11 protein-coding genes are annotated in these 14,650 nt (G+C 36.0%); 2 read left to right on the plus strand and 9 right to left on the minus strand.

Annotated features, from left to right (window positions below; all coding sequences use genetic code 11):
- The first annotated feature begins 63 nt into the window (after nucleotides 1-63).
- Entirely contained in the window at nucleotides 64-1,530 is a 1,467-nt protein-coding gene (locus tag JKA74_RS15885) for a right-handed parallel beta-helix repeat-containing protein (protein WP_201432207.1), read from the plus strand.
- A gap of 1 nt (nucleotide 1,531) precedes the next feature.
- On the opposite strand, the gene JKA74_RS15890 is transcribed toward JKA74_RS15885, so the two are convergent.
- The 5 genes from JKA74_RS15890 to JKA74_RS15910 form a co-directional block, all read right to left on the minus strand.
- Nucleotides 1,532-2,302: a glycosyltransferase gene (locus tag JKA74_RS15890; RefSeq protein ID WP_201432208.1), complete on the minus strand. Its 771-nt coding sequence runs from the start codon at nucleotides 2,300-2,302 to the stop codon at nucleotides 1,532-1,534.
- Nucleotides 2,303-2,390: 88 nt separating this feature from the next.
- Nucleotides 2,391-3,314: a glycosyltransferase family 2 protein gene (locus JKA74_RS15895; protein ID WP_201432209.1), complete on the minus strand. Its 924-nt coding sequence runs from the start codon at nucleotides 3,312-3,314 to the stop codon at nucleotides 2,391-2,393.
- 82 nt (nucleotides 3,315-3,396) lie between these two features.
- Nucleotides 3,397-4,593 (minus strand): glycosyltransferase, encoded by a 1,197-nt coding sequence (locus JKA74_RS15900; RefSeq protein WP_201432210.1) that lies wholly within the window; start codon nucleotides 4,591-4,593, stop codon nucleotides 3,397-3,399.
- Between the two features lie 135 nt (nucleotides 4,594-4,728).
- Nucleotides 4,729-5,424, minus strand: a complete 696-nt coding sequence (locus tag JKA74_RS15905) for a TolC family protein (protein WP_201432211.1) — start codon at nucleotides 5,422-5,424, stop codon at nucleotides 4,729-4,731.
- Between the two features lie 107 nt (nucleotides 5,425-5,531).
- Nucleotides 5,532-6,953: an O-antigen ligase family protein gene (locus JKA74_RS15910; RefSeq protein ID WP_201432212.1), complete on the minus strand. Its 1,422-nt coding sequence runs from the start codon at nucleotides 6,951-6,953 to the stop codon at nucleotides 5,532-5,534.
- Between the two features lie 616 nt (nucleotides 6,954-7,569).
- On the opposite strand from JKA74_RS15910, the gene JKA74_RS15915 reads away from it, so the two are divergent.
- Nucleotides 7,570-8,127, plus strand: a complete 558-nt coding sequence (locus JKA74_RS15915) for a hypothetical protein (protein WP_201432213.1) — start codon at nucleotides 7,570-7,572, stop codon at nucleotides 8,125-8,127.
- A 413-nt stretch (nucleotides 8,128-8,540) separates the two neighbouring features.
- Here JKA74_RS15915 and JKA74_RS15920 read toward each other — a convergent pair whose 3' ends face one another.
- The 4 genes from JKA74_RS15920 to JKA74_RS15935 form a co-directional block, all read right to left on the minus strand.
- Nucleotides 8,541-10,763, minus strand: a complete 2,223-nt coding sequence (locus JKA74_RS15920; protein ID WP_201432214.1) for an exopolysaccharide transport family protein — start codon at nucleotides 10,761-10,763, stop codon at nucleotides 8,541-8,543.
- Between the two features lie 194 nt (nucleotides 10,764-10,957).
- The gene (gene opgC / locus JKA74_RS15925) at nucleotides 10,958-12,037 is read right to left on the minus strand and encodes an OpgC domain-containing protein (RefSeq protein ID WP_201432215.1); all 1,080 of its coding nucleotides are present in this window, start codon (nucleotides 12,035-12,037) and stop codon (nucleotides 10,958-10,960) included.
- 263 nt (nucleotides 12,038-12,300) lie between these two features.
- Nucleotides 12,301-13,605 (minus strand): PD40 domain-containing protein, encoded by a 1,305-nt coding sequence (locus tag JKA74_RS15930; protein WP_201432216.1) that lies wholly within the window; start codon nucleotides 13,603-13,605, stop codon nucleotides 12,301-12,303.
- The gene (locus JKA74_RS15935) at nucleotides 13,599-14,606 is read right to left on the minus strand and encodes a PorP/SprF family type IX secretion system membrane protein (RefSeq protein ID WP_201432217.1); all 1,008 of its coding nucleotides are present in this window, start codon (nucleotides 14,604-14,606) and stop codon (nucleotides 13,599-13,601) included. The genes JKA74_RS15930 and JKA74_RS15935 overlap by 7 nt, the downstream gene beginning before the upstream one ends.
- Nucleotides 14,607-14,650 lie beyond the last annotated feature (44 nt).

Here is a 14,650-nt window from a genome sequence, read left to right on the forward strand (position 1 = left end):
AAAAAACTACTCAACTTCATATAAAAAAGGAAAATCAATTTTTTTAACCATAATTTTTTTAATATGAAAACAGTAATTTTAGGAATACTCTTCCTCTCCTCATTCATTTATACAGGATGTTCTCAAGATATTGAGGCTGCGAATGAAATTAAATTGTCTGATATTTTTGCAGTAAACGGTTGCACCAGCCCTTTATCAGATAATTACGATCCTAATGCCACAGAAAATGATGGTACTTGTGCCCCTACTGATTGTTCCAAATGCGATTTTTTTGTAGCTGTGTCCAATGAAAGCTTTGGTTTTGATGGTGAAGAACTGGGAGTAAAGCCCGGGGATATTATTTGCCTGGATGGATCCAGAACTTATACCAGGCCTATTGCTTTTAAAAACATACAAGGAACTGCTGAGAATCCTGTACTGATTACTAACTGCAACGGACAAGCTAAAGTAGATTTGCCGGGACGCGCATATGCCATTTCAACCAATAATTGTCAGTTTTTCAGGATAACAGGCGCTGGCGATCCGGATGTAGAATATGGTATCAGTATTTCAAATGTCAGCTCAAAAGGACTTGATCTTAATAACTTGTCCAGTAATTTTGAGATAGATAGGCTGGAAATATCTAAAATTGGGTTTGCAGGCATTATGGCCAAAACAGACCCCACATGTGATGATGCTACTACCAGAGGTAATTTCACAATGCGTGATGTTTCCATTCATCATAATTATGTACATGATACTGATGGTGAGGGTTTTTATATAGGCAACTCCTTCTATGCCAATGGTAGAAATCTGGAATGTGGAAAAAGATTGCCCCATGACATCGTGGACATCAAAGTATATAGCAACATCTTTAGAAATACAGGATGGGAAGCCCTGCAAGTGGGTTGCGCTATCCAAGGTGCAGAAATTTATAATAATGATATTGAGAACTTTGGAATGGCCAATAAAAACGGGCAAAGAAATGGTATCCAGATTGGAGAAGGTACCGGTGGGCTCTGTTATAATAACAGAATAGTAAATGGCAATGGCAATGGCATGAATGTGTTGGGATATGGCGACAATATTATCTTTAATAATTTGATTGTAGACGCCAAACGAAATGGTGTTTTTTGCGATGAAAGATATTCTCCGGGAGATGGTTTTAAGTTTTACAACAATACCATTGTTAATCCGGGAATTGATGGGATCAAGATTTTATCCAAGAATTTATCGAATAAAATTTATAATAACATCATCGTAAATCCAGGCTTTTTTGATGAGTATGAGAATGACAATAAATCCACAGAAGGAGAGGATGCCTATGTTAATCACAGACCTAATACGGAGGTGAAGAGTAATTACTTTACCAGAAACATTGAAGATTTAAAATTTATCAATGCCAATCAAAAAAACTTCGATTTGTCTGCACAATCCCCTGCTATTGATTCCGGTAGAAATATCACTTCCTATGATATTATATATGATTTATTGGGCCGGAACAGGTCTTCAGGAGATGGTATCGATATAGGAGCCTTTGAATCCCAATAATTTAATAATGATAATTTCTGAATAAATAGTCAGTATTGAATTTGATATGACGGTAAAAAAACCTTGCTGTGGCAATGGCAGGGTTTTTACTTCTTCTCCATCCTCTTTCCATCGTACTGGGCTCATCTTCGGTATTTCCATGGTCGAATAGCTCCTTATAATTATTATAGAACAAGCCTTTCCCTTTTTTCTGCAGGAATGACATCATCATTCTGTATTCAGTTTGTTCCGGATTTTCATTTTCAGCATAACGGCCGAATTTCTCGAGAAATGAGGAACGTCTCAAATGAGGATGGTCACTGTAGTAATAAAACTTCCCATATCCCTTTAATCGTAAATTGAAGTGCATCAGAGAAAAGCCTTTGGCAAAAGGAGTTAGGTGAGGATAAGCCCCATAGGCATAGAGTCGGACAATGTCCAGGTGATCATCTTCCTGCATAAACTGATGGGCATTGGTGAGAGCTTCTTTCAGTCCGTTTTTTGGAGAGAAATCCTCTTGCACATACAATGTATAGGGAAGGGTGACGGCATCCTGGCCTTTATTGATGTTATTGCCCAAGCCTTTGTTTTGTACGGTTTTTACCAATGTAAAATTATGAAGAGCTTGTAAATTTTCAAGATGGTTCAGGTGCTCGGTTTTGCTTCCGTCATCCGATACTACTATTTCACCAAACTGAATGTCCAATGCCTGGAAATTCTTTAAGAGCCTTTCCAATGAGGCACTTCTGTTATAATGAGTAATAAGCAAGGAGGTATTGTTGAACTGGTTCATTGGTTTGATTTTAGCTTTGGTTATTTTAAATAGAGACAAGAGACAATTGCCTTGTTAAGTTGATGGTTTTTAAAGTGTAAAGTTCATTCTACTTTTTGTTCATTTTTAATTTAGATTTTATCGTCTTTTTGTATTCTTCAGAACTCTTTTCAGTGTTTTCAGATGTTTTTGTATCATGTGGTTCCGGGGTGGAGAAATAGTTTCTCATTCTTAACAGCTCTCTTAAAACCCTTTTCTGAATGGCTTTCATTATACTGCCATCTTTCTCCAGGTTTCTGTCGCTTGTCCATACACGTGCTTTTTTGCTACGAACAAGTTTCACTTTACCATATTTCATGAGATCAAAGCACATCCGGCCATCTTCTCCACGGATGTTTTTGGTAACAAATCCTTCTTTTAGGCCATGCGTCCTCCTGAAGCCCATGCTCATACCATAGGTGTTCAGGTAAGGTCTTTTAATATTTCTTAGTTCAATAATAAAATCTTTACCTAGCTCGTAAAGGAAATATTGCCAACGTTTGATGTTTTTATTTCCCAGGAAAGAATGCCGGCTATACACTACAGCCACATTATCTTTCATCAATGATTGATACATTTTATCAAGCCAGTTTCTCGGGTAGTAGCAATCTGCATCAGCAAGTAATATATATTCTCCCTTTGCTTTTTCTTGCGCCAGTTGCCTGCTCACTCCGCACCCCTGAACAGCCTGGAAATAATTGGTCACCCCCAATTCATCAAGAATTTGTTGGGTTTTATCTGTTGAGTTATTATTGACAACTATCACTTCAAAAGGAATATTTGTTACAGATCTGCTCAATGAATCCAGGCATCTTATGATATTCAACTCTTCATTCCATGCAGATATACAAACAGAAACCTTGGGTTCGTTGCTTGTACTATCATGAATCCTTCTTTTCAGTTCGTTAATAAACTGGTAAGAAACGTCAGATACTTTATGTGCTTTTAGGAGATCAGCGTTAATCCATTTCGGATTATTGAGTGTAAACACCATTGATTAAATTATAAATTAAATAAATCAGATTCTTTATTGACCCTTTACCTTAAAGGAGCTTATGGAATATTCTACGGATGCTTTAGCCAATAGGAGGAGTGTATGGCGAAATAATTTCCCAAAACTGCTTGATCCTGTTAGGCCATGTGTTTTTTTTAGCCATATGGATTCTCTTTCCCACTTTAGTAGCACTGTTGCCTGCGATTTCTTTCTCTATCATTTCATTGAATTCATCATATTGTGTGGCTAAGGAAATGACCTCATTAAAACCCAGGATATCTTTTGAAAAAATGGTAGAGACAACTGGGATTCCCATAGCCAAATATTCATTTATTTTGAGGGGATAGATATTTTTGGTTAAGTCATTACATCTAAAGGGAATAATGGCACAATCAGAATGTTGCAAGTATGCCGGCAATTGCTCTATTGGCTTGGGATCAACAAATTGTATATTTTCATATTCATTCAGTTTAGCCAATACTTCTTCTTTTAATGATACCGGGCCAATAATCACAAGGGTTCTATTGCTATGGCTTTTCAGGATGGACTTTACCAATTCGATATCTGTTCGCTTATCCAGATGTCCGGTAAAAAGGATTATCTCAGTAGTGATACTGACTAATTCCTTTGGTTTTTCATATTGTTTTTCATGGTCAAATATTTCCAGGTTTACAGCATTGGGCAAATAGAAAATATTTTGCGCGTGTTTTTCATTCTGTTTCTTCAACCTCAATGAAGTAGCCAGCGTTAAATCCATCCCAGACATGATTTCCGGCTCCAGCCAAACCCCATGCTTCCTTATATAAGCTGATTCCGCAATATTGTCTACCGTGTAATAAATCGAGAGGATTGGATGGAGGTATTTACTATGATCAAAAAATGGATTAAAGGAGTTGATATATATATAATTGTCAATACCCGTGGCTTTTATGATCTTTTGTAATGAACTAAAAACAATTCTTTCATTAATGGCCTTAATGAAACGATAGAGCTTTCCTTTTGGAAGAAAATTCATGGGAATGACAGGTGGAAGATAAGCCGCAGTTAAGTTTTTATTTATCAGTACCGTATTTTCCCTTGAGGTACTTCTTCTTATTTTATCCCTTAAACTTTTGTTGTTGAAATTAAAGATCAAATCTTTCCAGGTCATGGGAGGATCTACATAGAGTACTTTGTTTTCCTTACTAAATTCTTCAGCCAGTGAAAAGGTTGTGGAAGAATAAGTACCATTCCACTTAGCCAAAGCGAATATAATGATATTGCCTTTATTGATTTTCAAAAGTTAAATGTATTAAAAGGTTTCTGTTTGGCAGCTTATTGTATGCCTTATTACCATTAAATTAGCCATTCCCAATCATTTCATGTTGGTTATTGTTGCTAAAATGTTAGTTGATGATGTACGCGATTTTTTGCTTTAATTCACATCTTCCAAAGGTATACCTATCATTTCTTCCAGTACTAATTTAGAGTTTTTCAAATCCCTTTCTGCTTGTAAAATGGTAATCCTCTTTTGGTTTAAATCGCTAAAACTGTTATTGTACCTTTCATAGGTTTCCTCGCCTTGTTCAAAATTTTCTTCAATAATAGTATGATTGGTTTCTGCATTGTCCATCGCCAACCGCTGTATTTTATAAACTTCTTCCAGCATTACATAGGTATTATAGGCCTGCAGTACATCTCTTCTTACCATTAACTTGAGAGAATTAACGGCATTTTCTGACATGTCTACACGGATTCTATATTGTTTGTTTCGTAAGGGATCGTTAAACAGTTCGCCTAATGCAAATGAAACACTAAAGTTGTATCGTGGCAAAAACTGTGATCTGTTTCGAATGTCCCTTGAGGGATCCACATTAAATTCATTTAAATTACCCGACATGCGGAAATTTTCTATCCAGTTTCTTTTGGATAATTTGTAGTCAATTCTTGCGATTTCCACATCTTCCTTCACATTTTCATTAGAAGGATGATTGTTCCAGGCTAATTGTACCAGCTTTTCAGCAAACTCAATATCACGAGTATTATCTGGTAGTATAACCTTATTGTAATCAACATTTTGTGCAAAAGATAGGGAGCAGGCTGTTAGAGAGAAAAATAGTAAAAGTTTCATTTGGTTCATTTTTTGGTTAAGTAAAAATTATCATCCTTTCAGGATTTATAATGTTTTATCATTAATAGATTGTTTTAAAAGTATTTTTTTTTGGTTTCACATTATTGCTATGTCTCTTCCATTTCATCTATATCTTGTAATTTTATCATCAGTGCATAGGTAGCAATTACCAGGATGTTAATAGGTTTTTGGAATAAAGCATCTTGTGCATAATGTGCCACAGACAAGCCAAGAAATGGAACGATGTACATTATTGAATAGGTTTTCAGTAGAGAATCTTTTAAGTTAAAATAGTTTTTAATTCCTTTGATCACAATTGCCAGGTTTAGGCTCATTGCGATAAGAAGGCCAATCCATCCCATCTCTAATGCTGTACGTAAATACCCGCTGTCCGGGTCATAATTTCCTGCTAAAGGATGTCCTCTCGAAAGTGCTAAACCGGAATTTCCTGCGGTATTCAATCCTCCGCCAATGGGATGGGTTTTCACATAGGCTTGCAACCTGATCCTTTTAGCATCCCTTACTGCCATGGAAGCATCCCCTTCAAATTCAAAGGTAGATCTCATTCGTTTAATAGGGCCACTATAGAACGGCCCCACCATTAAAATTATAAAAATCAGTACCAGCACGGAACTTCCTGCCAGAATTTTGGGATTTCGCAGATTGGCCACAATAAATAAAACAATACCTACTGCTACCATGGCATAAGCAGTTCTTGTGCCTGAAAATGACATGGCATAGAACATAAACATGGTCATTCCAAAATATAATGACTTTCTGGCGATAGAAAAAGGCCCAAAGCCCATCATCAAAGTAGCTAGTCCACAGAATCCGAGAAAAAGTCCATAGGCAGATGGATCGGAAAGAAAAGAGAACACCCTCATGTGGCCCCAAACATAATATAATCCCAATCTATTAGGGTCGGCTCTAAGCCATTTCCACTCGAAATCACGCAAGCCAAAATACTCTTGAAACAAACCATAGGAGGCCACCAACATAGCTATGCTCATCCAGAGCACATTGAAATAAGCTACTCGCTTCTTGTTTTCAAAGAAGTGTATAAATACATAAAACAATAAGAAAAGTGTCATGAAACGGGCAGAGGTGACCCATGCGGCTATACTTACTGCGTTCGGATTGGCTATTTGTAAAATAAAATAAGCATAGAATATAAATTGGATGATCACAATCGGCTCATTTGTTTTCCACTGAAAACCCTTTTTGTTTCGGGCATTTACCAGGGTGGACAAGAAAGTTAGTAAAATGATAAGGTCATATGCAATTCCATAGGGGATGTGAACATTAATGATTTTACCCAGCACAAACATGCTGCAACCATAGATAAAAAGCAGGTATACGCCAAATTGAAAGTTTGCTAAAGTAAGCCCAACCACAAATATTGAGAGCACCGTCAGAATGATAAAGGGAGCCACCATATAGGTAGTTTGCACCATTATAAAGGGAATGGCAACTGATACCATTAATAAAAAAAGGAGTAGAAGAATCTTTTTACGATCGAGCGAAATCATTTTTTATTAAGGAATGAGGCTAATTTTTAAAAAAATGACCAGATATACCAGAACTACATAAAGGATACAAAGGAATATATTGATATTCTTCACTGTATTGTTTTCCCGGGTTTCCTCATGCTTTAAATTATCTTTGGATTTTTTAATCATAATATAAAATCAGCTTTTTTCTCCATATTTAAATATCTAATAAACTATCAATGTCGTTTAGTTAAGACAGTACTCCTTCTCTCCTCGGAGAAGGATGGAAGGTTGAGGTATCAATAAAAGCTTCACTAAACGACATTTAATAAGCTATTCTAATTAAGGCCTTGGTTACAATCTTTACGTTACTAATGAAATGATGTATCCAGTTTTGGCTTTAAATTTCTTATACGGAATTTTTCTTCACGCAAATACCTTTTAGTTAAATATTACGATTCCAATTATGAATAAGTTTTTTGTGATTTTTCCTGAATAAGTAGGATCAAGCGTTTTTATTGATTTTTTAAGCTTAAAGTTAACATTCAAAAAGGGTAAATATTTTCAACTGGCTTGGTGAAGTATTTGTTAGCTGGCAAATTGATTTCACTAAGCATTCGGATTTATTTCAAAAAAATAATTGAACTTTGAAAAAATGAAGAAGTATCCATTAATAATTATCATTGTTTTCCTTCTGCTCTCATCAGCAGTTTTTTATGGATATAATTATGTCTATCCAAGAGTGGTAGCCCATGCCATTGTATCTAAACAATATGTGGGGTTGCTGCCGGAAAAATTTAAAGACAGAATTGAATTGATAAGCGATACCGTGAATCAAAGGGTTTCCCGCATGTTTGAAATTACTGAGGACAATGGAGTGACTATGGATGATTTGCTAAATGCAATAGACGAAATTGAAGAACAGGAAGTCAGGAATGCTTTGGCTGAATTATATGAAACTGATATCCAATCGGTGGAACAAGTATATGAGATTGGTGTCAAGCATATCAAAATACAGAGTTTTGATCCGCAGGTTCTAAGAGCACCTTTTATTGAGCACGTTAAACTGCATCATGTGAAAAAGGGCCTGAAATATATTAAACGTCATGACTTGCAAAATCAGATGAGCAGCAAAAGTGCCCGGTCAATTGCAAAGCAAATTCTCATTCAAAAGAAAGAGAAAATCCAAAGTAAAGCAGATATCAAAGATTAGATGGAGTTGTCTCAACCCAGAACGTACCAAATCATAATGGCTAATAATTTTAGATGAGCAAAAGCTCTATTTGGGCCAAAATATTATGCAATAAAAATTTCAGGAAGACTTAATGGTGTTTTGTCTTATCTATTATTTATTTCACTCCTACGGAGCTTGCTGTAATTCTGTTGGCATTTTCTATTAAGGATTTACCCCTATGGGGCAAATCAGCCTGGGTACTATAACTAAATGCAAACAATTCTACAAGGCTAATTACTGCACATTATACAAAGGAAAACAGGTAAAACTTCGATTTAGACATTTAGGAAATATTGTTGTAAAGCATTCAACCCAGCTCCAGAGGAGCCTGATCATCATAGCTAGCAATTACAGATGAACCAAAGCTCCGGAGGAGTGACATAATTCTTCAGTTAAACATTGAGGTTTTTAGGGTTTACCATATTTAATATGGCCCCCGATAATTTCCCGTTTAACGATTGCAAAAACTCTATTGAATCTTTGTCCATTTGCTTGATTGATGAGTCTGCTGAAAAGACAGGAATTACTTTATCTACATACTTGATCAATTCTTTAGAATCTGAAAATTCATTTAATGAGGGGCCCTCCAAAAGGATGTAGTCAAAATTATGCGCTAAACCCTCAATTAATTTGTTAAAATCCTTGTTGTGGAATATTTCTTCCGGTGATTCATACCCACCAGAGTTTCCTATAATAGAAATATTCTTGTATTTGGTGGATACTATGAAGTCAGAGTCGGTATTTTTAGTCTCTTTTATTTCTGGTTCATCCTCTCTTTCAAATATTTTTAATTCTCCCGAACCCCTTGATTTTTGATCAAGGTATTTCATGTTTTTCTTAGGAACTATGAGCCATTTAGTAAGAGAATTATTTTTGAAATTGGTGTCGATTATTAATATTTTCTTCTTAACCAGGCTTAATACATAAGCCAATGCAAAGGTGATAAAAGTTTTGCCTTCCCCTTCTTTTGGGCTGGTAATCAAGAAAGTTTTGGCGTTGGAGTTTTCTACTTCGAACCTGATTTTTCTGAGGAAGTGTTTAAAAAGTTCAAGATCCCTGTTTTCATTCTTTTTACTGAACAATGCAGGGAAGTTTAATTTTCTGGTATCTACTTTAATTAGGGTGCCTGCAAGAGGCAAACCTACTAACCTTTGGTACTGGTCAGAAGTTTTAATGCTGGCATCGGCTACTTCAATAACAATGATAGCAAATAGTGTTAAACCAAAAGTGGCAATACCTGCAAGAGCTATAATCAGTATTCTTTTGGAAGGTTCCGGACTTGCCGGTGGAGAAGCTCTATACACTTGCCTGATGGTTCCTGAGGAAGCTAATAGTTTATTCTCAGCTTCATTATATTTGTTTACTGCGGATAAATATTCATCTGAGGCCACTTTTACATCGCGTTCCAGCGTATTTAATATGGCTTCGTTTTTAGCATAACCGGAAAGATTGCCTCTTAAGCTGGCAAGTTTTTCATTTACCCTGTTTAATCGGGATTCTTCCACTCGCATGTCAATTTGGGCATTTTTAATGGCTTCGTTTAATTGTGCGGTGGTCATTCCGGTGGCTTGTATGTTGTTTCCCCCTTTTTCCATCATACTCAATTCCATTCTGTATTGTTGTCTGAGCAGATTTAAAGAATCCAACAAGTTGGCATCATTAGTTCCTGAACTGATAAAGCGATCGTTCATGATGTCAATCTTTTTCTTTAGGTCAATAATACGTTGGTTTGAGGTAACTCCCTTTGATCCACTACCAGTTCTCTCAGCCAGGGAATTTCTCAGGCTTTCTATTCTGAGCCTCAACCCGTAAATGGTATTATTAATTTGATCACGTTGTTCTTCCAGATCATATACCTGAGAAGTTTTGGTTTCTCCCTGAGGCTGGCTGCTTACCATATTATTATTGGCTTTAAAAGCTTGCAGTGCTTCTGTTTTAGCATCCAGCTCCTCTTTCTTTCTTGCTACCAGTTCTTTAATGAAAGTCACAGATTCACTGGATGATTCTCTTTTGGACGAAACATAGTACCGGAGAAATTCTTCACAGTACACATTTACCGCATCAGCAGATAGTTGTGGGTTGGGAGAACTAAATGCTACTTCAATATAATCAGTGTTAGGTACCCTGTTTATTTCAAAACCACTGTTAAATGTGCCAAACGTATAATCAGTCGATTGTAAAATATCTCTTAATAAATCTGCATGTTGGTCATTAATGCTTAAGGTTTTTTGCTCTGCCAACTTTCTTTTTAAGAGCTTTTTAGCCTGTTGAATTTCCTGAGGAGTGAATTTACTGAGTTCATTAATTTCTGACTCATTAAGAGAATCAAGTTTGTTTAAGGCCATTCGATAGGTCACCATGTTGATGATAGTGCCTGATTTCATAGTAGTTAATAAATTACTGAATTTGACATCTACTCCTCTTAAATTAAACTTTTCGTCAGTAATGCTAACTCCTTCATTGGTGGTAAAGCCTGTAGCTATTTGCGTGCTTGCCTTATAGGTAGGTTTTAAATTTTGGGTGAAGATAAATGCAGCTATTATGGATACAATGGGAACCAAAATAATGATCCATTTTTTTCTCCATAATACGCGTAAAAGATAAATGATATCCATTCTTACTAATAATTTATTTATATTTTTTTACTTATTTAAGCTAGTCATAAAACTATAACGATAGTTCTATTAAAGTAGTCATTTTCATTCTAACAGTTTTTCAAATGAACAAATTACAAAGCTACAACCCAATATTAAAATTTTATTGCATTTGGATTTAAAAGCCCTTTGAATCCCTGACTAAAATGAAGCTTTTATGTATTATATGCCCCTGTTTTCAACTCTTTACGAGATTCAAATTTTTCATAGAAAAATAAAATAATGTATACAAAAAAGATAAATAGCAGGGGAGCAAACAAATTGAAAGAATAATCCTCAATTCTTTTAAAAATTAAATTGAGAATAATATTGCCAATAGTGAAAGCACTTAAGGAATTTCTTCCAAACACCATCAAATATCTTGTCCATGGTTTTAGTTTGATACCCAACGGAATAACAGAAGAAAAAAACAATACATGGATTACCGCAAGAGATAAGGCTACCAGATAATATATTGGGTGATTGTTGTTACGATAAGTATTAGTGAAATAATTGTTTAGTAGTTCATCCCAGGGAGTTGTGTAGATCACAACAGCAATTAAACTTAGCAATATGAGCAAAAGGTAGAAATTAATCCTTTGAAACTTCCATTTGTGTTCAAAATCAATAAAACTGGCAGATAGCATTCCAATAGAGACTATAGAAAGAGAGTGAAATACACTAGGTCCACCACTACCGCCTATGCCAAATATGGAGGACATGAAAATAGCTATATTTCCATGCTGTATTTCCATTTGACTTGTAAAAGGATACGTTAGCCAGTAGGAACAACATAGCACTACAATGAACCATATCCCATATTTATTTCTCAGCAGCAGAAGAGGGATAGCCAAAAGTATCATTACACAATAAATTTTGAGGATATTCCCATAATGATTGTTCACTGCAAAGAAAGTAGTTCCTATTGCTCCTTTTATAGTAAGGTAGCCACCTATTAAACCTGCTAGTGAGGTGAGGATAAACCCTAAATAACATTGAAAGCTTCTTTTATATAGTTTGGGTTTAATGGAGGGCAACCCTACTTTTCTTAACCTTTTAAGATAAACCAGCTCCAGCATCATCCCAAACAAAAACAGGAAAGTAGGAGTAGCTGAGGTAGTAAAAAGTTTTACTACGGCATATTGTTCAAAACTATAGTTTGCCCAAATATTAAAATCATTCAGGGAGTGATCAAAAAGTGCCAGAAAAATGGCATAGCTTCGTACAAAATCAACAAAATATACTCTTTCTTTCATGTGTATATGTTATATTTCCATTAGTCACATGGAATTCAATAAATTTTATTCATCCTTGGTTGGTATGTTAAGGATTCTAAAATTTACGCTCATTTCATGTGTATATAATTTCATGTGTGTATAATTTGTTTTTGATTATCATATGCCCCAAAGGGATCCCTTCGGGAGAATTCGCGATAAATATTCATCTGGCGGTTGGTCACCCCGATAGCTATCGGGGCTATCGGGATTCTCCCTCGAATATTTATGCTCATTTCATGCTTTTATTTAAAAAATGAGAACTGTACTTGAAAAGCTAGTTCATTTGTTTGATTCATATTTCCAATCGATACACCATCGTACTGTATTCTGTTACCTTCAATCCCCAATTTCTCCATTTCTGAGGCAATATATTTTGCTATTCGTGAAGACTCAATGACCATCTTTTCGGAAGTCATATCTTTTAGTACAAATACCTTGATAGTAAGCTTTACATCTGGATTGGCTTTGAATTTATTGACAAAGTGCCAAATAAGCTCTCCGGCCATTGGATTATCCTGAATGGATTCGTCTTGGCTTAATTCAATAGATGGAATAACATGGTATCCGAAGATCTCCTTTACTGTTTCTTGTGACAGATAATTTCTTCCGGATACTTCACTTCCACTTGCTACCCGCATAATGTTGTTGCTCCCGGATATTACAGGTTTCTCCATTCTCACTTCAAAAATATCTGCCAAATCTCCCTCACGATTACTACTGAAAAAGGCAATGCTGTCACCATATTGGCTATAGTAGGCATCAAAGGCTTCAGAATTTATTTCTTTGCCCAAATTTTCGGGCTTTGACCAAACATTCCAACTATTGTAGAGCCGTTTAGCCATAAATATATCCATATCTCCAAAACCACCATGCCCCTGGCTTGCAAAGTATAAGGTGTTTTTGTCCAAAGACAAAAAAGGTGATATTTCAGAACTACTCGTGTTAATGGACGAGCCGAGGTTAATTGGGTTTCCCCATTTGCCCTTTTCATCTTTCAAAATAACATATAGATCCTCCTCTCCTAAACTGTTTTTACCTTGCATTGAAACTATCATTGCTTCATAATCCGGGGAGACGAACAAACCCTGGTAGCCACTGGAAGGAAGTCCCTCTACGGGGATGGTTTCAGGATTTGTCCATTTGTTATAGGCATATTTTACAAATTGAATACCTTTTTCAGGGCTTTTAGGATGGTTGAGGTAGATGATGGAACTATTCCAGCTGGTTCCTACAATAAAATTATTTCTTTTGTCATTCCATCCCCGGAGATTATTTGACGGTGCACCCCACTCCATTTTGGAATGATTAAATGTGCTGTACCAAATATCGGATCCACTGTACACGCCTCCTTCATTATCTGGGTAGAAAACCCTGGCGAAAAATAACGTGTCACCTGTACTACTTAGCAATGGCATTATTTCTTCTGCATTTGAGTTAAGCTTATCAGATAGGCGCGTAACAGACTTAATAGTAGTTTGTGCAAAGGATGGCACATTTACCCACAGAAACAATTGACATACAAATAAAAGTGAAATATTCTTTACCATGTAAAAGGTGTACTAGCATTTTTATTATTGAAAAGATAGCTTAAGCTAACTTCGTGTACTCCATTAGCGAACTCCCGGATAAAACCTGTATAGTAATCATACGAGTAGTGTAGAAATACATTGCCCGGAATATTGACTCCCAATAAAGCTGAATATTTTAGATCATAATGCAAACCTGCACCTAAATAAATCAGCTCTTTATATTTAAACCTTAAGGCTCCTTTATATTGCATGCCATAGGTGGAAAAATAATTTATTTCAGCATTGGGCATAAGCGAAAAATCCGGATGAATGATCCATTTATAGCCGGCCAGAAAACTATAGGAAGTACAATCTTTCAAATATTCCAATACTTCATTGTTTTGCAGTTCGGTTATAAAAAGGGATTTTGCCGTAAAGGTGAAGTAATATTCCGGATTGTATAGTGCAGCCCCAATATCAAATTGTAAATTAGATTGTTTTCCTGCTGAAGAATTGATTATTTGTTGATAAAAATCGTCATTTACTTCATCCCTTACAGTCAAATTTTCAAAGCCAATCATGTTTTGCTGCAATTTCAAACTGCTACCGAGGCTAACTGTGAAATTGTAGGATACAGGCAAATGATAGGCATAAAATGCCTTCACCTCTTTTCTGTCTAGCGGACCCAATTTAATGGCATTGAGTTGCATTCCTATTCCTTGTTTTCTGCGCGCTTTTGTGGAGCGGTACAACGCCCTGGCCTTGGCTGGATTACTAATTTTAAAACCAGATCTTTCGGCCATATTCCCCCGGCCTTTTTTAATCGGATAAAACAATCCTGCCTGATAATAGCCTGATTCTTTTCCATAACTGTTCAAAGCTTGCCTGTACATTAGATCGGCAGAGATTTTGTCCTGTACACCTGCCATGGCCGGGTGTTGCCACTCAATAGCATGGAATATTTGCGTACGGGAAAGCAAATCCTGCCCCTGGAGGGCAAAACTCAAAGTGATCAATAAAAAAAGTATTACTATTTTCATTTTATTATTCTTTTTCTTTTTATCAAATGGTACCTGTGAAAATT

Origin of the sequence: Marivirga aurantiaca, assembly GCF_016679925.1 — a bacterium.
Lineage (GTDB): Bacteria > Bacteroidota > Bacteroidia > Cytophagales > Cyclobacteriaceae > Marivirga > Marivirga aurantiaca.